Source organism: Geobacillus zalihae (genome assembly GCF_030414215.1).
In the GTDB taxonomy this organism is placed as follows: Bacteria; Bacillota; Bacilli; order Bacillales; family Anoxybacillaceae; genus Geobacillus; species Geobacillus zalihae.
The window spans coordinates 455840-477392 of sequence record NZ_CP129217.1 but is presented as its reverse complement, the minus strand read 5'-3'; the positions used below and the strand labels follow the sequence as shown (position 1 = coordinate 477392).

Annotated in this window: 21 protein-coding genes; 5 read left to right on the top strand and 16 right to left on the bottom strand. The window is 51.4% G+C overall.

All coding sequences use genetic code 11. The features are described from left to right. Nucleotides 1-40: 40 nt before the first annotated feature. Nucleotides 41-1756 (bottom strand): putative bifunctional diguanylate cyclase/phosphodiesterase, encoded by a 1716-nt coding sequence (locus QWV57_RS02400; RefSeq protein WP_060788726.1) that lies wholly within the window; start codon nt 1754-1756, stop codon nt 41-43. Nucleotides 1757-2275: 519 nt separating this feature from the next. Then, nucleotides 2276-3733, bottom strand: a complete 1458-nt coding sequence (locus QWV57_RS02395; RefSeq protein WP_060788724.1) for a protein adenylyltransferase SelO — start codon at nt 3731-3733, stop codon at nt 2276-2278. A 193-nt stretch (nt 3734-3926) separates the two neighbouring features. Between QWV57_RS02395 and QWV57_RS02390 the strand changes: the two genes are divergently transcribed. After that, nucleotides 3927-4328: a hypothetical protein gene (locus QWV57_RS02390; protein ID WP_013522973.1), complete on the top strand. Its 402-nt coding sequence runs from the start codon at nt 3927-3929 to the stop codon at nt 4326-4328. A gap of 192 nt (nt 4329-4520) precedes the next feature. Here the strand turns inward: QWV57_RS02390 and QWV57_RS02385 are convergent, their stop codons facing one another. The 5 genes from QWV57_RS02385 to QWV57_RS02365 all read right to left on the bottom strand — a co-directional run bounded on the left by QWV57_RS02385 (nt 4521) and on the right by QWV57_RS02365 (nt 7983). Then, nucleotides 4521-5153 (bottom strand): response regulator transcription factor, encoded by a 633-nt coding sequence (locus tag QWV57_RS02385; protein ID WP_015373952.1) that lies wholly within the window; start codon nt 5151-5153, stop codon nt 4521-4523. Then, the gene (locus QWV57_RS02380; RefSeq protein ID WP_060788713.1) at nt 5146-6180 is read right to left on the bottom strand and encodes a sensor histidine kinase; all 1035 of its coding nucleotides are present in this window, start codon (nt 6178-6180) and stop codon (nt 5146-5148) included. Before QWV57_RS02380 ends, QWV57_RS02385 begins: the two co-directional genes overlap by 8 nt. After that, nucleotides 6177-6908, bottom strand: coding sequence for a cell wall-active antibiotics response protein LiaF (gene liaF, locus QWV57_RS02375; RefSeq protein WP_060788714.1), 732 nt, complete (start codon nt 6906-6908; stop codon nt 6177-6179). The genes QWV57_RS02380 and liaF overlap by 4 nt, the downstream gene beginning before the upstream one ends. 64 nt (nt 6909-6972) lie before the next feature. Beyond that, nucleotides 6973-7596, bottom strand: coding sequence for a PspA/IM30 family protein (locus QWV57_RS02370; protein ID WP_015373947.1), 624 nt, complete (start codon nt 7594-7596; stop codon nt 6973-6975). 27 nt (nt 7597-7623) lie between these two features. After that, nucleotides 7624-7983 (bottom strand): lmo0954 family membrane protein, encoded by a 360-nt coding sequence (locus QWV57_RS02365; protein WP_238980557.1) that lies wholly within the window; start codon nt 7981-7983, stop codon nt 7624-7626. Between the two features lie 334 nt (nt 7984-8317). Between QWV57_RS02365 and QWV57_RS02360 the strand changes: the two genes are divergently transcribed. After that, a complete protein-coding gene (locus tag QWV57_RS02360; protein ID WP_060788716.1) occupies nt 8318-8764 on the top strand; it encodes an SgcJ/EcaC family oxidoreductase in 447 nt (148 codons plus the stop codon). Nucleotides 8765-8829: 65 nt separating this feature from the next. On the opposite strand, the gene QWV57_RS02355 is transcribed toward QWV57_RS02360, so the two are convergent. The 5 genes from QWV57_RS02355 to QWV57_RS02335 form a co-directional block, all read right to left on the bottom strand. Further along, a complete protein-coding gene (locus tag QWV57_RS02355; protein ID WP_060788717.1) occupies nt 8830-9411 on the bottom strand; it encodes an MBL fold metallo-hydrolase in 582 nt (193 codons plus the stop codon). Nucleotides 9412-9734: 323 nt separating this feature from the next. Continuing rightward, entirely contained in the window at nt 9735-11138 is a 1404-nt protein-coding gene (gene rlmD, locus QWV57_RS02350; protein ID WP_301100320.1) for a 23S rRNA (uracil(1939)-C(5))-methyltransferase RlmD, read from the bottom strand. Next, on the bottom strand, nt 11135-12001 hold the full coding sequence (locus QWV57_RS02345; protein ID WP_060788719.1) for a DNA-3-methyladenine glycosylase family protein: 867 nt from the start codon (nt 11999-12001) through the stop codon (nt 11135-11137). The genes rlmD and QWV57_RS02345 overlap by 4 nt, the downstream gene beginning before the upstream one ends. A 178-nt stretch (nt 12002-12179) precedes the next feature. After that, nucleotides 12180-12971, bottom strand: coding sequence for a delta-lactam-biosynthetic de-N-acetylase (gene pdaA, locus QWV57_RS02340; protein ID WP_015373941.1), 792 nt, complete (start codon nt 12969-12971; stop codon nt 12180-12182). 180 nt (nt 12972-13151) lie between these two features. After that, complete coding sequence (locus QWV57_RS02335) at nt 13152-14699, bottom strand: fumarate hydratase (RefSeq protein WP_020754329.1); 1548 nt, start codon at nt 14697-14699, stop codon at nt 13152-13154. Nucleotides 14700-14929: 230 nt separating this feature from the next. Between QWV57_RS02335 and yfkAB the strand changes: the two genes are divergently transcribed. Next, nucleotides 14930-16054 (top strand): radical SAM/CxCxxxxC motif protein YfkAB, encoded by a 1125-nt coding sequence (yfkAB, locus tag QWV57_RS02330; protein WP_015373939.1) that lies wholly within the window; start codon nt 14930-14932, stop codon nt 16052-16054. 29 nt (nt 16055-16083) lie between these two features. Here yfkAB and QWV57_RS02325 read toward each other — a convergent pair whose 3' ends face one another. Then, entirely contained in the window at nt 16084-16872 is a 789-nt protein-coding gene (locus QWV57_RS02325) for a YfkD famly protein (protein WP_015373938.1), read from the bottom strand. 150 nt (nt 16873-17022) lie between these two features. Beyond that, nucleotides 17023-18075: a calcium/proton exchanger gene (gene cax / locus QWV57_RS02320; RefSeq protein ID WP_011229927.1), complete on the bottom strand. Its 1053-nt coding sequence runs from the start codon at nt 18073-18075 to the stop codon at nt 17023-17025. Between the two features lie 146 nt (nt 18076-18221). Between cax and QWV57_RS02315 the strand changes: the two genes are divergently transcribed. Beyond that, a complete protein-coding gene (locus QWV57_RS02315; protein ID WP_015373936.1) occupies nt 18222-19355 on the top strand; it encodes an MFS transporter in 1134 nt (377 codons plus the stop codon). A gap of 124 nt (nt 19356-19479) precedes the next feature. Further along, nucleotides 19480-19626, top strand: a complete 147-nt coding sequence (locus QWV57_RS02310) for a BH0509 family protein (RefSeq protein ID WP_011229925.1) — start codon at nt 19480-19482, stop codon at nt 19624-19626. 344 nt (nt 19627-19970) lie between these two features. Here QWV57_RS02310 and QWV57_RS02305 read toward each other — a convergent pair whose 3' ends face one another. Beyond that, entirely contained in the window at nt 19971-20804 is an 834-nt protein-coding gene (locus QWV57_RS02305; protein ID WP_015373935.1) for a YihY/virulence factor BrkB family protein, read from the bottom strand. Between the two features lie 51 nt (nt 20805-20855). Beyond that, complete coding sequence (locus QWV57_RS02300) at nt 20856-21344, bottom strand: low molecular weight protein-tyrosine-phosphatase (RefSeq protein WP_013146347.1); 489 nt, start codon at nt 21342-21344, stop codon at nt 20856-20858. Nucleotides 21345-21553 lie beyond the last annotated feature (209 nt).

The following is a 21553-nucleotide window of genomic DNA, read 5'->3' as shown; positions in this document are numbered from 1 at the left end:
CGAGTATGGCAAGACAACCTATATTGCCATTTTGAACTGTTCACTCATTGCATTGCAACAACGATCCAATCTCCGTTTCCGACACAGGTTGCCTCCAAAAATACCCTTGCCCTCCGTTGCACCCCATTTCCTTTAATATTTGAATTTGCTTCTCATTTTCAATTCCTTCTGCAACGACATCGATCGACAATTGATGAGCCATCGTGATCACAGCAGCCACAATGGCTTGGTCATCAGCGGATTGCGGTAAGTTTTTGATAAACGAACGATCGATTTTTAAACGGTCCACTTTTAACTTCTTTATATATCCTAATGAACTATATCCTACGCCAAAATCATCAATCGCCAGTTTAACGCCTGCCTCTTTTAACTGGCTTATGTTTTCGTACACGACCGCACTATCTTGCATCATAATATGTTCAGTCACTTCAAATTCCCATCGACATGGATCATCTCCATTGCTTTCAATAATGGAAAGGAGCCGTTTAGCCATGCCTGGTATTTGGAAATGGGAAGCAGACAGGTTGATGGATAAATCCGCTTCGACCCCCCCTCTTTGTTTCCACATTTTCCTGTGCCGGCATGCCGTAGACAGCACCCACTCATCGAGTTTTGGCATCAATCCTATTTTTTCAGCTAAAGGAATAAACTGATCAGGGCGGATCCATCCAAGCTCTGAATTATACCAACGAATCAGCGCTTCTAGGCGAATCAGTTCCCCAGTGAACAAATCGTACTGCGGCTGATAATACAGAATAAATTCATCTCTTTCGATAGCACGATGCAAATGGCTTTCTAATATCGTTTCCCTAATTAAGCGCTGATTGATCGTTCGATGATAAAATTGATAAAATTTTCCTTCCTCTTTCGCATGATACAGGGCCATGTCCGCATTGCCGAGCAACGTGTTTAAATCTTCTCCATCAAAAGGAAAAACGCTGATTCCGATATTGGCGGAGAGAATAAACTCTCTTCCTTCAATCTCCAATGGTCGGGCCAACATTTGTTGGATTGTCCGCACATACGCAAGGATAGACTGATAATTCACCCGCGGCGCCACAGCGACAAACTCATCACCGCCCACGCGAGTCAAAAACAGCTTTTGATCTAATACTGTTCGAAAACGAGCAGCCATTTGTTTCAACACTTCGTCTCCCACCGAATGCCCCAATGAATCATTAATGTTTTTAAACCGCGCTAAATCAATAAAATAAACGGCCAGCAGTCGTTCCTCCTCTTTCGTCTCTTTCAGCAATTTAGAAAACTGCTCTCTTAAAAAACGGCGATTGGGAAGGCCCGTCAAATCATCATGGTTGGCCATATATTTGATTTGCTCTTCATACTGTTTCAAACGGGTAATATCCGTTCGAATCGACACGTATTGATACGGCTTTCCTCGTTCATCCAAAAAGGGGACAATGGTAGACTGAACCCAGTAGTAACTCCCGTCTTTCGCTTTATTTTTGATCTCTCCCCTCCATATCTTCCCTTTCCCGATGGTTTTCCACATATGTTTAAAAAATTCTCGGCTATGGTATCCTGAATTGACAATGCGATGGGTGTTTCCAATCAGTTCCTCACGGCTATATTGTGAGATGCGGCAGAAAGCCTCATTCACATATGTAATTTTTCCCGTCTGGTCGGTAATCACAACAATCGTCGATTCATCCAACGCTTTTTGAATTGACTCTAATTTTCTTAATGTATGTTGCAGTTTGGATTCTAGATCTTTCAACTCTTCCGGAAGAGAAGGCATAACATTCACCTCATTGTACTTTGAATTCTTATGCTCCAAATTTTAATGATAACGTATGACCATTTCAATGGCATAGCGCTGAAATACGTCATCGTCCTAAATTGTGTTGCATGAAACGCTTCTGTTTGAAAACATTGCTTTCCAATCGCTGACGCGATGCCGCACAGAAAGGATTCGATTGTGCACTGGGGAATAGGCAACATCATCAAAGGCAGACATCCATCGAGTAGGAGGAGGCGGCTAACCATAGCCATCAAGTTAAGAATTTGATCTTTTTTCAGTGCCAAAAACATGGTATCCTTTCTAACGAAAATCATCGTTGGAAAGGATTATTTTTTTGGGGATATGGTAGTGTGGGTTATGGATATAAATGACAAATAACCCTCTTCTTGAGGGTTATTTGGCATGCCCAGCATTTGGTTTTCTCTTCATCCTTTGATTGATTTTTCGAACATGCGTATCATCCTAAAAAATTTTATACCGCTAACTTGACGGGTATGCCGCAAAGCCCCCCCTTCATTACGTCCCGCAAAACGTCCGATACGGGCGGTCGGACGGCGGCGGCAGTTCCGCGTATTTCTCTTGCTCCGGCGAGTAGGCGTACGGGTCGGAAAGAGCTTGAAGGAGACGATTCATCACGCTGTAATCGCCGCCGTTGACCGCAGCGGCCAACGCCTCTTCAACCCGGTGGTTGCGCGGAATGACAGCCGGATTATGGCGGCGCATCCGCTCATACGCTTCTTCCCTTGACGCCGATTCTTGGCTGAGCCTTGTTTGCCAGCGCTCATGCCACTCGCGGAACTCCGAAGCGTCAAAGAGCGCCATTCCCGTATACTCGCCTAACGTCAACGCCCGGAACGTGTTCGTATAATCAGCGCGATGCAGCTCCATCAGCCGCAATAAATCCGCAATCAGCTCCTGATCTCCTTCCTGCTCCTCGGCAAGGCCGAGCTTCGCCCGCATCCCGCTAAGCCAATGGTCGTGGTATTGCTTCGGATAGTGGTCAAGCGCCCCTTGGGCAAGCGCGATCGCTTTTTCTTCATTCTCATCAAGCAACGGCAGCAAGCTTTCCGCAAACCTTGCCAAATTCCACCCCCCGATATACGGCTGGTTTCCGTATGCATACCGTCCTTGCGTATCAATCGAGCTGAACACCGTCGCGGGGTCATACGTATCCATGAATGCACACGGCCCGTAGTCGATCGTTTCCCCGCTGATCGTCATATTGTCGGTGTTCATCACCCCGTGGACGAAACCAACGAGCTGCCATTTCGCGATCAATGCCGCTTGCCGTTCGATCACTTGTTCAAGCAAAAACAAATAGCGGTTCTCAGCTTCCTCAAAACCGGGAAAATGGCGCCAGAGCGCGTAGTCAGCCAGCGCGCGCAGCTCCTCGGCCGTTCCCCATTGCGCCGCGTATTGGAACGTCCCGACGCGCAAATGGCTTGAGGCGACGCGGGCCAACACCGCCCCAGGCAATTCCGTTTCGCGCATAATCGTCTCTCCCGTGGTGACGACCGCAAGACTTCGCGTTGTCGGGATGCCAAGCGCGTGCATCGCCTCGCTCACAATGTACTCCCTCAGCATCGGCCCAAGCGCCGCCCGCCCATCACCGCCGCGCGAATACGGCGTCCGGCCCGAGCCTTTCAGCTGGATGTCCACCCGCTCGCCGCTTGGGGTGACGTGCTCGCCAAGCAGCACCGCCCGTCCGTCGCCAAGCATCGTAAAATAACCGAACTGATGCCCCGCATACGCCTGCGCCAGCGGCTCAGCTCCGTCTGGAATTTTGTTTCCAGCTAAAACGACCACCCCATCTTCACTTCGCAACGCTTCCTCATTCAGCCCAAGCTCTGCGGCCAGCGAACGATTCAACACCGCAAGCTTCGGCGCGCGCACCGGCGTGGGGAGGACGTTGCTGAAAAAGCGCTCCGGCAGCCTTGCATAACTGTTGTCGAACTTCCATCCTGCGTCCAACATCGTCATCTCCTTTGCGGCCAAAACAGCCTTTTTATATGAGTTTATTGTACGGCAAAGCGGGCGGCATGATAAACCGAAAACGCGCGATCCTAAACCAAAAACCGAACCGTCAACGTTCGACGAAAACCACCATATTTTCTCTTTCTTTCTCGCCCCGTTTCTTTGTATAATACCTGTGAGGAGGTGAGAAAAAGTGGAAGAGAAAACAATCATTCAAGCGGTGCTTCAAGCGCTCGAACAGCATTCTGACAAAATCAGCTCGAAAATGCAGGAAATGGAGCAACGACTGCATCATGAAATGCAAACGATGGAACAGCGACTTCACCATGAAATGCAAACAATGGAGCAACGACTCCGCAGTGAGATGCAGGAAATGGGACAACAGCTCCGAGCAGAAATCCGTGCTGTTGAGACTCGGCTTGAGGCCAAAATCGACTCCCTTCGTGAGGAAATGCAACAGATGAACAGACAACTGAACGAACGAATCGACCACCTTGAAGAAGAATTAACAGATACTCAAGCCTCGGTCGAAGTGTTGACAACAAAAGTGCTCCACCACGACCGGAAGCTTCGCCAACTGACCAAGCAAGCGTAACCCCTCTCAGTTAGCCAGCCATTTTCCCTGTCCACCGCACGTCAAAAACCGCTTCCGTTTCATCTTCCATGTTCATCTTGATGAAACGGAGCGGTTTTGGTGTTCACCGAACACCTACTCCCTATCAAAAAATGAATCGCGTTCGACATAGCATACTCTCCATGCATAGCGCTTGTGCCGCTCACATGCTCTTCATTTCACCAAGCCATGCCGAAACGCGTAAATGACCGCTTGCGTCCGGTCTTGGACGCCAAGTTTGGCGAGGATGTTGCTTACGTGTACTTTCACCGTTTTCAGTGAAATGAACAATTCATCTGCGATTTGTTGATTCGTTTTCCCTTGCGCCATCAACAAAAGCACTTCCATCTCCCGGCTCGTAAGCTGCTCATGCGGCAGGCGCTCTTCTTGTTTCCGATAGTTTCGCATCACTTTTCCAGCCACTTCCGGTTCGAACACCGATTGCCCGTGGAACGTGGCGCGAATGGCGTCGGCAATTTCGCTCGCTTTCGATGTTTTCAATAAATAACTCGTCGCCCCTGCTTCGAGCGCGGCGAACACGTTTTCATCATCCAAAAAACTCGTCACGACAATGATCTTCGCCTCCGGCCACGCGCCGATGATTTCGCGCGTCGCGGCAATGCCGTCCATCGGTTCCATCACGAGGTCCATTAAAATGACATCCGGCCGCAACTGGAGGGCGAGCTCCACCCCTTTTGTTCCATCTTCCGCCTCCCCAATCACCTCCATATCCGGTTGGGCGGATAAATACGCCGACACGCCAAGCCGCACCATTTCATGATCGTCGACAAGCAGCACCTTAATCACGGTCATCCCCCCTGTGCAAAAGCGGCACTTTCACTTCCAACCTCGTTCCTTGACCTTTTAAGCTGACAATTTTCAACATCCCACCGATTTCCGCCGCCCGCTCATACATGTGCTGCAACCCGTACGAGCCGCTTTTCGAACGTTCCACATCAAAGCCAACGCCATCGTCGGTGACGCGCAAAATGGCAAACCCGTCCCGTTCGATGAGCAATACTTCCAACGACTTCGCTTTCGCATGGCGCAGCGTGTTGGAAAGCGACTCTTGCAAAATGCGGAACAGATGGTCCTCGACTCCTTTATCCAGCGAAATGTCTTCGATTTTCCATTTCATCTCGAGCGGCACTTTCCCCGCCAGTTCCGTCAGCAGTTCGTTCATCCCTTCTTGGAGCGATTTTCCTTTCAGATGCACCGGCCGCAAGTGCAGAAGCAGCGCCCGCATTTCCAATTGCGACTGATGAATCATTTGTTCGACCATTTTCAGTTGCTTCCGATGGCGTTCATCGTCCGACGGCATCGTTTCCATGACGGCCGACATCATCATCGAAGCGGCAAACAATTGTTGGCTTACGGAATCATGCAGTTCCCGCGCCAGCCGCGTGCGTTCTTCCGACAGAATGCGCTCAACGAGCCGCTCTTCCTGTTCGGCCTTTTCCGCCGCTAATTTTTGCACGCGTTTCGTTTGCTCGAGCCATTGCGTTTGCAGCTTGGCGATTTGTTGCCAAACGTCTTGCAGTTCCGGCGGCGGCCCTTCCCGATGCAACTCCCCCATCTCTCCTTGTTCAATGTGCCGAAGCGCCTGCACAACCGCTTGCCATTGCTTGCGAAAGAAGGAATCAAGCATAAGTCCAACAGCAATCCCCATACACAGGCTTACAGCGAACACAAACAACAAAAACGGCAACCCCATCACGGTTTGCTCCCACAAAGACGACCACATTCCAGGCGGAAGGAAATAGAGAAAGGAAATGAGCAACGCCACAGCAAGCACAAGCGCAAGCAAAACAGAAGCGAGCATCGGTCGGCTCATACGCGTGTCACCTCGACATTGCCAATGATCATCGAGGTGACGATTTTTAGCTTTTGCTCCGCTTGATCATACGAAGAAGTTTGATAAATGAGCGTCTCGTTGAACATTTTTTCCTGTTCCTTGCCAAACAGCGAGGCAACACCGAAAATGGCGGAATGAACGAGCCGTGTTTCCATTTCGTACGGAACGAGAATTCGAATGTTGCCGATCAACCCTCTCACGATAATGACCGCTTCCCCTTTCGGAAGCACAGTATAGCTGACATCAATGACCGTATCCCCGATCCCCGTTTGGATATTGACATCATTCCACTCATACGCCCGTTCTGGGGTCGCTTGCCGGCCAACCCATACATTTTGAAACAGCGGTTGACGGCGCACGATTTCCTCTCCCCCATACGAGTTCTCAGCCATAGTCGGGCGGATCACCGTCGGATGCCGCTTCGACTGAAACAATTGCCAAAGGGCATAACCCAACAGCGCGACCATGACAAAACGAGCGGCCATCATCGTGAACACATGAATGGCCAACATGATGCAGCCAAGCCAAAACAGCCATTTTCCTTTCCGCCGATGCCATTGTTTCCTTCCAACATAAATCAAACAGACCGATATACTTAACGAAAACAGCACGCCCGGGCGAAAAAACGAAATTTCGATTGCAAAAAGGAGCAGTGTCACCAAAACAACCCAACTGACATAGTCAGTTTTCTTCCGTTGATCAAGCATGTGGGGAGCCCCCTGTTGTCCAAAATGAAAAAGGCGTAACCATGTACGCCTTTAGCATATCCGGTTATTTTCCTTCCTGCAACTGCTTTTCCAGCTGAGCGATGCGCGCATCGATCGTGCTCCGGTAATAATCGGAGCGAACTTGCTGCTCAAGGCGGTCAAGGTAGACTTCCGCATCAGCAAACGCCGCCAACGCCGGGCCGGTGTCCCCGTTGACCACCCGATGGATGCGGTAGTGCGCCCGAGCCGCATTCTCCCGCCCCATCAGCTCCATGCGCCGCATTTGCATATCTTTCAGCTTATGCTTCATTTCTTCATATTTCGCTTCTAACTCAAACAGCTCGCGGCTCGTTTGCTCGAGCAGCTGTTTTAAGCGGGCCGCGCGTTCCGCATATTGCGCTTGTTCACGCCGCGCAAATTCGGCCAGCTCCATTTCCCCGGCTTGCGTCGCCACCTCCGCCTGCTTGCTTCGCTTTTCCGCCATCTGTTCGGCTTCGCGATGTTCGCGGGCAAATTGCTCTTTCAGCACATATTGGCGCTCGAGCAGCTGCCGCACCCGCTCGACTTCCTGTTCACATTGGCGCAAATAGTGATTGAGAAGCGCGATCGGGTTTTTCTTTTCTTTTTCGTCAAGCCATTCATGGAGATCGGCTTCAATGATCGTTTTCAAGCGTGAGAACACACTCATCATCGATTCGCTCCTTTTCCATTGATTTCATGAATAATGCTTTTGCAGCTCCGCCCATTGTTTTTCAAAGTTGACAAACGGGTCGTCTGCTTCTGGAACGACGCGCTCGTCTTTCACCCCGTTCCATTTTTTATACACGACATACAGCACATACGCCGCGACAAGCGCGATGAGCGCTGGCACATTCGAAGCGCTGGCCGCCAACGCCGCACAGCCAATGAGCGCCCACACCACTTTCCCCAATGTCGATGGGGCTTTCAAACATTTCTTGAACGCATAGTACAGCACCGCCAGCGTGATTGCCAACCCGACAAGCGGCCCAAGATGAAACAGCAGCACAAGCAACGCCACCGCGCCGGCAACGAACAGCCCGATCTTTTTTGCCATCCTTTCGCCTCCTTTCGTCTTCCATCTTACCCGAGTCCCCTTCTTTCCATCATGAACCAGGGATATATTTTGCCTACAACCGGAGGCGTATTTTTTTCACCGAGAGAGCATGCATCGGCTCCTCTTGCACCACAAGGTTGTCATAGCTTCCATATCAGAAAGCCTTGCCAATTTGAATTGTTTTAGGGAAATTTTTGACCATTTTCTTAATCTATTCTAAAATGGAATTGCCCTCACAATGGAGATTCCTCCCATTGTATTCAGGGCGTCTCTTTCATTTCACAGGAAGAACCGCAAACACCAGGTTCGTATTGCTTGACAAGGAGGAGCGTTGATGGAATCTCAAGTTGTCAACGAGGTTAAGGCTCTGTACCAACGACTGTTGGACGGATGGAACAACCGAAACGCCCGCGATATGGCGCAACTGTTCGCAACGGACGGAGAGATGATCGGCTTTGACGGAAGTCTAGCGTTGGGATCGGAGGACATTTTCTTTCACTTGGATTCGATTTTCAAAGACCACCCGACCGCACGGTTTATTAGCAAAGTGAAGAACGTTCACATCCTGAATCCTCAGGCAGCTATTTTACGTGCGATCGCCGGCATGGTTCCCCCTGGAAAATCCGATATCAATCCCGCGGTCAACACCCACCACACGATCGTTGCCATAAACCGGGATGGCGAATGGCGAATTCAGCTTTTCCAAAACACTCCGGCCCAGTTTCATGGGAGACCGGAACTCGTCGAGCAGATGAGCGAAGAACTGCGGCAGTTGATCTAAGTACAAGTGCCGCGGTTGATTTAAGTAAGGTGAGCATGGCTTTCCATTTGTGCTCTGTTCATGATTTACACACCCAGGGTGTAAACGTTCCCGTGTCCCGGATATATGACTTTTGCACCTTTCAACTTTAAATCATGCCAGCTTTGCTTGCTTTTATCATCGTCTTCCATTACTAAATTCGGGGAATATAAATCGCCGATAAAAGCAGTGCCGTCTTGAAATACGAGCGAAATACTATCATCAGAATGTCCGGGCGTTTTGATTGCCTGTGCAGGAATGTTATGTTCTGTGAAAAATAACCCTGCTTCATCAATGCTTAGCACAACATTCGAATTCATATCTAATGGCAAATAGGACCGATCCTTCCTGAGCATATTCTCCATCACTCGAATATAAGGTGCCTGATGTTCAAACAAAATAAAGGAAGTTCCAAATCTCTTAATGTTTTCTACCATGCCGGCATGATCAGGATGGAAGTGTGTCACGAACAGATATTTTATCATCTCTGGCTTAATGTTATAAGTTTTTAAAGCTTCTCTATATTGGCGGATGCACCCTGGCCAACCGGCATCTATGGCAACGTAAAAATCGTTTACCTTTACCAAATAACAATTTGTGTGTCTTATCGAAATACAATAAGTCCCCATGAGATTCCCCCTTCTTCGGGTCTTTATGTTCGTGAACTACATTTTGGGTTCATAACTAAACTCGTTCACCAACCTCTCGATGTTTTCGATTTTCCTTTTTACCTCTCGCTGACTCTGACTGGTTTCGAGTTTTAAAAAAGGGAAGAACGTGAGCGTTTCTCCCCCCTTTCTCCCTCTCATTTTTCTCTCATTTTGATCCTTTTTCCTTGATTTTTCAATGATTCCCCCACTTTTTCTCCCTCTCTTCTTTCTCCCAAAAAGGAGTGGAAGAACCCGATTTCATTTTCCATTGACACTCCACACGGCTGAAGCCATGTGAAGTGTCAAAATTGCAGCGTTAATTTCGCCACCGCTTCCACATGCGCCGTGTGCGGAAACATGTCGACCGGCTGGATGTAGTCGACGCGGTATTGTGCGGCCAAGGCATCGAGATCGCGGGCGAGGCTGGATGGGTTGCACGAGACGTAGACGACCGTTTTCGGGCGGACGTGGAGAATCGTTTCAAGCAACGCCCGGTCGCAGCCGACGCGGGGCGGGTCGACGATGATGACGTCCGGCTTCCAGCCTCCTTTCACCCATTTTGGCAGCCAATATTCGGCTTTGCCGACGACATAGTGCGTGTTGGTGAAACCATGCTTTTTGGCGTTGTTTTGCGCGTCTTCGATCGCTTCCGGAATCGTGTCCATGCCGCGCACTTCTTTGGCATCGCGAGCAAGCCACAAACCGATCGTGCCGACGCCGCAGTAAGCGTCAACGATCCGCTCCGTTCCGGTGAGGGCGGCCGCTTTTTTCACTTCGTCGTACAATTTCACCGTCTGCAACGGGTTGAGCTGGAAAAAGGCACGCGACGACAGTTCAAACGACAAATCGCCGAGCGTTTCTTGAATATATTCGTCGCCGGCGAGCACTTCTGTCTCGTCGCCGAAAATAAGCGACGTTTTTTCGCCGTTGATGTTTTGCACGATCGATTTCACTTCTGGGAGGCGGCGGCGAATTTCGTCAATGAGCAGCTGTTTGCGCGGGATGTCTTTTGTCGCCGTCACCAGCACAAGCTGGATGTCGCCCGTATGGAAGCCAACGCGGACGACGATCGTCCGCACGACGCCCGTTCTTGTCCGCTCGTTGTAAATCGGGATGCGCAAGTCTTGCAAAATCGTTTTCACAATGTTCGTGACGCGCGTCGTTTGCGGATGCTGGACGCGGCATTCCGATAAATCGATGAGCCGGTGGGAGTTGAGGCCGTACAGCCCGGCGAGCACCTTCCCTTCCTTCATTCCAACTTGAAACTGGCTTTTGTTTCGGTAATGCCACGGGTTGTCCATGCCGATCGTCGGGCGGATGTCAAGCTTGTCGACATCGAGGCGCCGGGCATGGCGGCGGAGCGCCTGGATGACAATGTCGCGCTTCGCCTCGAGCTGCGCCTCGTACGATAAGTGCTGCAACTGGCAGCCGCCGCACTGGTCATAGAGCGGGCATGGCGGCTTGATGCGGTTTGGCGAGCGCTTGCGGATGCGCTTGATTTTCGCCTCGGCGTAGGTTGGGTGGATGTCCGTCGCCTCAACGATGACTTCTTCCCCCGGCAACGCACCGGGGACGAAGACGACTTGTTTTTGGAAATAACCGACCCCTTCGCCGTTAATGCCGATCCGTTGAATCGTCACGGGAAATTGCTCGCCTTTTTTGATTTTGATGTTCATTTGTTGCTTTGCCATATCGGTCCCTCTCATTCAATGCTTCGCCATAAATAAAGCGCCGCATAGCTGGCGTACGGCTTCCACCGCTCGCTAAGCGCCGCCATCTCTTTGACAGTTGGCCGCTGTTGAAGCCCGAATTGTTTTTCAACCGCCCGCTGCAAACCGATATCCGCCGGCGGAAAGACGTTCGGACGGCCGAGGCCGAAGAGGAGGAAATTTTGCACGGTCCACGGACCGATGCCGCGCACGGCGGTCAACCTCTCCATCACCTCGCCGTCTTCCATCTGCTCGAGTTCATCAAGCCGCAGCTTCCCCTCGGCAATGAGGCGCGACACATCGACGATATATTCGGCTTTCCGCCCGCTCAGCTGCAAGGCGCGCAAGTCATCGTACGAACGGGCGGCCACTTCTTCCGGGCGCGGGTAAAACCAAACGCCGTCCCGCTCCTCGCCAAACGCTTTCACAAACCGCTCTGTGAGCCGGTAACCGACTTTAAGATGAAGCTGCTGGTGGATCAAACATTTCATTAGGCAAAAATACAAGTCAAAATCGAGCACAAGCGGCAGCCCCTCATACTCGGCAAACAGCGGCGCCAGCTCGGTCGCGCGAAAATGATCATACACCAGAACGAGCGGCGTCCGCCATTGAAATAAATGAGAGACGCGCTCGATGATGTCTTCCTGCCGCTTGGGATGCGGCGCCGAGACGACAAAGCGAGGATCGTCTTTTGTGCCGATGCTTTCAATCACGACCGGCACCTTTAAACCATCGAGATGAAGCGGCACGGTGATGCGCCGCCGCTCTAAATCGACCGCCAGGAGCGGATCCAATGCAAGCCGTTCAAGCGCGTGGGCGAAATCATACGGCGCCGGCACAGTGATCGTTCGTTTCCACATCGTTCTCACCTTTCTCATTTGTCCGTGCCCCTATTATAACGAAAAACGCCCCGTCGAACCAACTTGTTGGCAGGACGAGGCAGCGGCATATGGTTCGGTTGACAGAACGAGGCGGGTTTTCGAATGGTCCGACACACAACGTTTCGTACCGCTTTTGTGCTCAAGTGATGAAAGCGGCTTATGGGCGAAACAGCCACGGATGAAGGCCGGTCTTTTTGGCCATAAGGTCATCAAGGCTGGCGAACGTGTACCCTTGTTTGCGCAAGTCGTCGATCACGTTCGGCAATGCTTCGGCGTTGTCTTTGGACACGGAATGCAACAGCAAAATCGCCCCCGGATGGATTTGTTTCATGATTTGGTCGTAAGCATATTGCCAGCCGCGCTGGCGGTCGGTTTGCCAGTCGACGAACGCCAGCGACCAAAAGACGTGATAATAGCCAAGGTCGCGGGCGAGAGATAACGTCCGCTCGCTGAAAATGCCGCGCGGCGGGCGAAGGTACATCATCCCTTTTTGCCCGGTCAACTCTTCTGTCTTTTCCTTGACTTTTTCCAGCTCTTCGCGCACCTGCTCATCGCTTTCAGTTGTTAAATCGGGATGATGCCACGAATGGTTGCCGATGATATGCCCTTCCGCCGCCATCCGTTTGACTAAATCGGGCGCTGTTTGCAAATAATGGCCGGTGACAAAAAAGGCGGCCGGCACATGTTTTTCCTTTAACACGTCCAAAATTTGCGCCGTATAGCCGTTTTCATACCCGTTGTCAAATGTTAAATAGATCGTTTTTTCGCTCGTGTCGCCTAAATAAAAGGCGTCATATTTGGCGAGCAGCTCATCGAGCTCTTTTCCCGCCGATGGGGGCTCGTGGTTTTCGCTTCGCTTCAATCCCCAATGGATCGGCGCATTGCTTATGGCAAAAGCAGGGGCGGGAAAAAGCGCGAGCGCTAAAACGAGAGAAATGAGCCATCTCATGCCTAGTTCCTCCTTGGCCGCCATCTTTTCCTCTTTCTTATTGTTTTCACCCCTGACCGCTTTACGCGCGCCATTTTTTGCAAAAAAAAGCCCCAAAAGCGAGCGCTTTGGGGACAGAGAAGAAAACGGGATCAGCTTGTGAATACCAATAGCCATGTGCTTGAAATTCAGCTCTCCCTCTTACTTGAACACCGGCTCTTTGAACTGGGCCAGCTTTTCAAGCGACGATTTTTCCACATCTTCATGCAAGCTGTTGCCGTGCGAATCCATCGTGACAACAGCAGTGAAGTTTTCGACGCGCAAATGCCACATCGCTTCGGGGATGCCAAACTCCAGCAAATCAACGCCTTCCACGGATTTGATGCAATCGGCGTAATATTGCGCCGCGCCGCCGATGGCGTTCAAATACACGCCGCCGTGTTCTTTTAACGCTTGCAGCGTCTTCGCGCCCATGCCGCCTTTGCCGATGACAGCACGGACGCCGAATTTTTTCATGATGTCGCCTTGGTACGGCTCTTCACGGATGCTTGTCGTCGGGCCGGCAGCTTTGGCGTGCCAGCGGCCTTCTTCATCTTTTAACATGACCGGGCCGCAATGATAAATGATTTGCCCGTTCAAGTCGACCGGCGCGTCATGGTCCATCAAATATTTATGAATGGCATCGCGGCCGGTGTAAATGACGCCGCTGATGCGGACGACGTCGCCGACGCGAAGCTGGCGCACTTGTTCTTCCGACAGCGGCGGAACAAGGTCGATGACGCGCGTGTCGCCTTGTTCAAGCGCCGCGGCGGCTTCCGCTTTTTCCAACTCTTTTGCAAAATCGACGTCTTCGCCGTCTTGGTACAGCCATTCGATGATCTCACCGGTCGCCGGATCGATTTTCACGCCCATGCGCCGGAACGCCCAGCAGTTGTAGGCGACCGAAACGAAGAAGCTCGCCGGGATGCGGTGCATGACGCCGATTTTACAGCCAAGCAGCGTCGATTCGCCGCCAAAGCCCATCGTACCGATGCCAAGTTTGTTGGCGTTTTCCATCATGTATTCTTCGAGTTGGCGCAATTCTTCGATCGGGTTGACGTCATCAACCGGACGGAACAGCTGTTCTTTGGCGAGCTCATAGCCGGATGAGCGGTCGCCGCCGATGCCGACGCCGATAAAGCCGGCGCTGCATCCTTGCCCTTGCGCTTGGTACACCGCATGCAAAATGCATTTGCGGATGCCGTCCAAATCGCGGCCAGCGCGGCCGAGCCCCTCGAGTTCACACGGAAGGCTGTATTGGATGTTTTTGTTTTCACAGCCGCCGCCTTTTAAAATGAGACGGACGTCAATGTAATCGTTTTCCCATTGTTCAAATTTAATGACCGGCACGCCTTCCCCTAAATTGTCGCCGCTGTTTTTGCCGGTGAGCGAATCGACCGAGTTCGGGCGCAGTTTGCCGTTTTTCGTCGCTTCGACAATGGCGGCCCGAATCGCTTTTTTCATTTCGATTTGATTGACGCCGACCGGCACTTTGATTTTAAACGTCGGCAAGCCGGTGTCTTGGCAAATGGGAGACACGTTTTCATCCGCCATCTGAATATTCTCGACGATCGTATTGAGCGCCATGGCCGCCCGCGTGCCGGCGTTTTCGCGCGCTTTCGCCCGAGCGATCGCTCGACGGACATCCTTTGGCAGCTTCGTAGATGTTTCCACAATCAAGTCATACATGCTTTGCTGGAATTTTTCCATTTGTCTAAACGCCCCTTCCCCTGTTTATCGTCCATATGCAGTTGTCCCATCTTTTCCTATTATACTCCGTTTTCCAGCGTTGTGTAAAAAATCTTTCTTTTCGATCTCATGATTGTTCCATCCTCATCATACGAATGGGGTAGAGGCAAAACATCCAAAACGATTGACAAGCGCTGCTAAGGCGGCTAATAATGAACGATAGGACTTTGTCATGGAGAGAGGAGAAAGTGATGCGTTCATCGACCATACCGGCCATTACGCCGGCGTATGACCCTTGGGAAGCGTACGTCGATATTGAAGAATATGGACAACTACAACTGACGAATATTGAGTTTACCACAACGACGCTTTGCAATATGCGCTGTGAACATTGTGCTGTTGGCTATACGTTGACAATGAAAGATCCCGAGGCGCTGCCGCTTGATATGTTGCTCCGCCGGCTCGAGGAAATTCCGCATTTGCGGTCATTAAGCATCACCGGCGGCGAGCCGATGCTGTCATTAAAATCCGTCGAACAATACGTCGTTCCCCTTCTCCGCTACGCGCACGAGCGCGGGGTGCGGACGCAGCTTAATTCGAACTTGACGTTGGATTTGTCTCGCTATGAACCAGTCATTCCGTATTTGGATGTGCTCCATATCTCGCACAACTGGGGGACGGTCGACGACTTTGTCGAAGGTGGTTTTGCCATGATGGAGCGGAAGCCGACGCGCGCCCAACGCGAGAAATACTTCCAGCGCATGCTTGACAATGCAAAAGCGCTGGCAAATGCCGGCGTGATGGTATCCGCGGAAACGATGTTAAACAAACGGACCGTCCGCCACTTGGAAGCGATCCACCGCCAAGTTGTCGAGGAAATGGGCTGTCGGCGCCATGAAATCCATCCGATGTATCCGAGCGATTTTGCCAGCGCTTTAGAGACGTTGAGCTTGGACGAATTGCGCGAAGCGATTCACCATTTGCTTGACATTCGCGACGAAAACGTCTGGATGCTGTTTGGCACGCTGCCGTTTTACCCGTGCAGCGACAACGAAGAAGATGTGCGCCTATTGAAGCGGCTGTATGAAAGCAAAAACGTCACCGTGCGCAACGATCCAGACGGACGTTCACGGCTCAATGTCAATATTTTCACCGGCGATGTCATCGTCACCGATTTCGGTGATGAACCGCCGCTTGGCAACATCATTCACGATTCGCTGCCAGACGTGTATGACAAATGGCGGCGCTCAAAGCTTGCTAGGGAGCTTCTTTGCCACTGCCCGTCGGCACGCTGCCTCGGACCGAACGTCCTTGTGAAGCAGACGTATTACCGCGGCGTCGATTTTACGAAGCGGTCCGCGCGCATTGGCCGATAAAAAACGTCAAGGAGCTTTTCCTTGACGTTTTATCTTGGCTGTTCACTCACCACATATGACATGTACAGGCGATCCTGCACCGGAATCCACGCCCCAACCCCTCTTGTCGTCACGTTTTTGACGACAATTTTCTTTTTGTTTCCTTTGAGCACGACGTACACTTCCCCGTATGTTACTTTCCCTTTTTCATTCACCGCCGGAGCGTACGCGTACAAATAACCTATTTTTTTCGCCGGTACGTTGTACGGTTGGTCTTTTTTCGTGCCAAGGCCGACAACCGTGCTGAAAGAGAGCGGCAAGTTCGTCTTTTCCATCGCTTTGTTTAACATCATCCGCTTAACCGCGTCTTCATTCGGCACTTTCACCGTCAACCCGCCGCGGACGTATTTTTGCATTTCTTGTTTATAGTACAACTTTTGCGCCGTATCGCCGCCGCGGTTATCAAGGAAATTCGTGTTGACCTTTTGATATTCCCAGTTCGTCGACGTTTCGATCGACTGGTAATTGAGCGGCCATTGGCCTAAATAAATCGTCGCCCTGAAGCCAATGGCCCATGGCGTGTCGGTCGCCGAAGATTCATTAAAGAGATGGATCAATTCGGGATTCTCAATTTTCACATTCGCCGATCTTAACAGCTGTTTTGTAAACGAGCTCGGTTCCAAATGCGGCAAATCTTGAGTCGGGTTCGGATACGTATTTTCCTTCGATATATCCATCACCGCACCGGGCGCCGGTTTGCCGGCAGCCGCCAGCGCCGAAAACGCCGCCGCATAAAGAAGAAGCACGCTCCCAAACAGCGAAACAGCCCACTTTTTCATCGTCTTCACTCCTTTCTTCCCACGTTATTCACTGTTAGTTTCTTTCAAAATGCGCCGTTTATCCGCGGCGGCGAAAATTTTCCCCGTTTGACGCCCCACTTCCCGCACCCGCAAAAAACACCCGGACGGCGAACGCCCGGATGCAGTCACTTACAGCAAGTAAAAACCGATGCCCATGATCGTATAGGCAGCGAGCAATGTTGCGCCTTCAAACCAGTTCGTATCACCATCATTTGACAGCACGATCATCAAAAGGACGGAAGCAGCCATCGCCACCAGCTCAGGAAGTGAAAAGACAAGCGGCATCTTTTCCGGAAACAAAAGCGAAACGAGCACAAGCACCGGCGCAACGAACATGGCGATTTGCAATGTCGAGCCGACGGCAATTTCCACCGCGACATTCATTTTGTTTTTGTACGCCATAATAACCGCGGAAGCGTGCTCCGCCGCATTGCCGACGATGGCCACGATGATGATCCCGATAAACAGCTCGCTCCAGCCGAATGACTCAGCGACCGTTTCAAACGTGTGAACGAGCCGTTCCGATAAATAGGCGACCGCAACCGTCGCCAGCGCCAAAATGGCGGTCGCTTTCCCTTTGCCCCATTCGGGCTCTTCATGTTCTTCCACTTCTTCTGATTTATGCTGATATACGCCGCGATGGGTGACAAGCCGGAAATAAAGGGCAGCGGCGTAAAGCAAGATCATGATGATCGAAATGCCAACGCTCAACGCGACTTGTTCGCTGTGATTCATATGCATGGTAAACACTTCCGGAATGACAAAAGCGATGAAGATGGCAAAAGTCAGCAGCCCGGCATTATGACGAGCATCATAAATGTTGAATTCTTGCCGCTTATATTTTAGTCCGCCGACAAAAAATGATAGCCCAGCCACCAAAAGCAAGTTCCCGAGCACCGAACCGGTTAAGGAAGCGAGCACGACGTCAACGAGTCCAGCCTGCAAGGCAAAAATGGAAATGATCAGCTCGACCGCGTTGCCAAACGTCGCGTTCAACAGCCCGCCAATGCGCGGTCCGGCGACGATCGCCAAGCTTTCCGTCGCTCGCCCCATGTAGCTGGCGAGCGCAATGATCGTCAAACAGTACAACACAAACATCAAGACAGTCGGCCAATGAAGAAACCCGCCGATGACCGACACCGGCACGCCGATCCATGTCATCCAAGCAAACACCTTGTTCATTTCTCTTCCACCTTTCCTCTTGATTGTTTTCGTTGCATTGACCGCCGTTTCTATGTACGATGGATAAGGGCATTCATTCGCCCTGGGAAACATCCGGCCTCGCTTGTTTGATCGGCCGGCGATTTCAACTGAAATGGGGATGCACGATGCGTTTTGCCATCTTAACCGGGATTGTCGCCGTCTCTGGTCTGTCGCAAGGGATGTTGCTGCCGCTTCTGGCGATGCTTCTTGATGAAAACGGCGTCTCTTCGTCCGTTAACGGGGCGCACGCCGCCGCCCTGTATATCGGTGTCTTGACCATTTCGCCATTTTTGGAGCGGCCGCTGAGACGCTATGGCTATCGGCTCCTCATTCTCCTTGGTGGTTTCATTGTAATATGTTCGCTTATTCTTTTTCCACTTTTTCCTTCTCTTTTCTTTTGGCTCGTTCTTCGCTTTGCCATCGGCATCGGCGATCATATGCTTCATTTTGCGACGCAAACGTGGATTACGGACTTTTCGCCGCCGGCGGAGCGCGGACGGCGGCTGTCGCTGTATGGGTGGGCGTTCGGCCTCGGCTTCACCATCGGCCCGCTGTTGGCTTCACTCGCTTCGGTCGAGAAGGCGCTTCCGTTTTATTTAGCTGCTCTCCTTAGTTTCGCCGGTTGGATCGGCGTCTTTTGGCTGCCGAACGAAAAACCAAAGCCGCTTGAACGCTCTTCGTCGGCGGCCGGTCGGTTTATTGGCGCTTGGAAACAGGCATGGCCAGCGCTTTTGTTGCCGTTTGCGTACGGTTTTTTAGAAGCGGCTGTTCATTCCATCTTCCCGCTGTACGCCTTGCGTGAGCGGATGAGCGCTGAGCAGATCGCCTTCATCTTGCCATGCTTCTCGCTTGGGGGCATCATCTTTCAGCTTCCGCTCGGAGCGCTCAGCGACCGGTTCGGGCGGCGCGAGATCATCACCGGTGCACTCTTGGCCGGCGCCGGTTGTTTTTTGATTGCCCTCACTGTCGGTGCGTCCATGGTTGGGTTGGCTGCCTGTTTGTTCACCGCTGGCATGTTTACCGGTTCGCTCTTCTCTCTCGGCATCGCCTATATGACCGACCTGTTGCCGAAAGAACTGCTTCCCGCCGGCAATTTGTTGTGCGGGATGCTATACAGTCTCGGCAGCATGACAGGCCCGCCGCTTGCCGGCAGCGTGGTGGATCTCTCTAGTCGCGCCTTTTTCCTTGCGGTCAGCGCTGTCCTCCTCGTTCCGGCCATTTGCCTCGTCAGCCGCCGGGAACAGGAAACAGCGGCTTGACCGTTTTTTTGTTTTTTATTTTTTATTTTTTCAAAAAAATCGTTGACCATTTTGTTCCCTCTGTTATATAATAAAACCAAGATATCAAGTTTCTGTTTTAAAACAGTATAAAGGAGTGGCGATCATGAGCAGAACGGAACGGAAAAATATGATCGAGTTTATCGAAAAAGTGCGGGGATTGTCGCGCGAGGAACTCGCCTATATGACTGATGCAGAAATTGAATACATTTATGAGCGCTATTACCACCATCACGAAGAAATCGTTGAATAAAGCGGCAGCGGCTCGATGTGCCTGTGTTTGCATGAAAGGAAAGGTGCCCTCAAAAAAGGAAGGGCACCTTTTTTTGATTTCCATCTATACACATAAAACGACCGCCGGGGCACAATATTACAATATGTTGTGGTATGTTGAACGAAGAACCACCTTTTGAGACAGCTTCTTTCAATGATAGCCGTTTTGGCCGTTGGCGCTGCCACTCGTCTTATGCTTTGGTCTGTTTTTTCCTTTTTGCTTCGTGCCCCCGTCTTTTTTCGTATGTTTCGTCATCTTGATCCCCCCTATGCCAAGATCCCTTGCATTGTTACGATATCCCGCCTCGGCACCGTTTATGCACGCTAACGCTGCCGTCTTTTCCCTTCGCGCTCACAGTCAAACATGGCGTTGAGTTCCCCGCCTAAGACAAGAATCATGCCGGACAAATAAAACCAAACCATCAACACGATCATCCCGCCAAGGCTGCCGTACATCGCCGTGTAATCGGCAAAGTTGTTGACATAATACGCGAACGCCAGCGACGCCGCAATCCAGCCGGCGGTGGCAAACAGCGCACCGCGCACGACGTTGACGCAACGAAGCTGTTTGTTCGGCGCGAAATAATAAAGGGCAGTAAAGACAGCAAACAATAACAGCGAACTCGTCACCCAACGAAATGCATTCCAAACATTCAAAAACTGTTGCGACAACCCGAGAGCAGAGAACAAAAACAGCCCGATTATCCGCCCGAAGACCGGAAGCACGAGGGCAACGATGATGACCATGATCATGCCGAGCGTCAACACAATCGACAGCCCGCGTACGATCCAAAACGGCCGGTCTTCTTGCACATCATAAGCGCGGTTGAATGCCCTCATAATGGCACTCATGCCATTAGACGCTGACCAAATCGCTGCGATGATGCTAAACGACAACAATCCTCCGTTTTGCTCATCGATGAGGCGATGAACGTTCGTCTCAATGAGGTGAAGCGCCTCTTTCGGGGCGTATTGCCGCACGAGCGCAAGCACATCTTCATGCGGAATCGGCAAATACGCCAACAGCGTCATTAAAAACAGCAAAAACGGAAAGAGCGACAGAAGAAAGTAATATGCCAATTCCGCCGACAAGCGCGGGATTTCATCTTCCGTAAAACGGCGGGCCAACTCACGGATGAACGCCAAATTTACGACCATCGGCTGCCCTCCTTCCCCGTTTTTCCCTAGACGGGTGCGCCGCCCTCAAAGTCATTTTGTTTCCTCCACACCAAGTCGATGGTCGCGGATGATCCTCTCAAGCAAATGCTCGCACCCTGAGCGGACGAGGCGATACACTTCGGCAAAATTCCCGGTATAATACGGATCAGGCACATCGTCTTTTTCCCGGTCGGGAACAAAGTCAAGCAACCGGGCGAGCACCGCTTTCGAACGGGAGCCAGCCAATCGGCGCAAATCGTTCAAGTTGGCTGCGTCCATGGCGATGATGTAATCAAATTCTTCCAAGTCACGATGGTTCACTTGCCGGGCGCGGATGCCGGAGTAGTCGATCTTATTTTCCGTCAAAACCCTTCTTGTCCCCACATGCGGCGGCTCACCGACATGCCAGCTGCCTGTTCCCGCCGAATCAACGGCAATCAGACCGTCAAGCCCCCGCTCTTTCACCAAATGACGGAAGACCGCTTCCGCCATCGGCGAACGACAAATGTTTCCAAGACAAACAAACAGCACTTTAATCATCCAAACAGCCACCCCTCTCTCTATGTCCACGGTGCTTTCCACCGTTAGTTTTCCTTCATTTCTTTTCATCTAGCCCTTTTTGGCCCTAAAAGGACGGGGATGTCACGACAAAACAACTCCAGCGGGGGAGCGTGTGCGAATGGGCCAACAACTCTTGCGCGCGTTCACGACAACCATTTTGAAGAAAACGCGGTGTTTCACCAACCTTT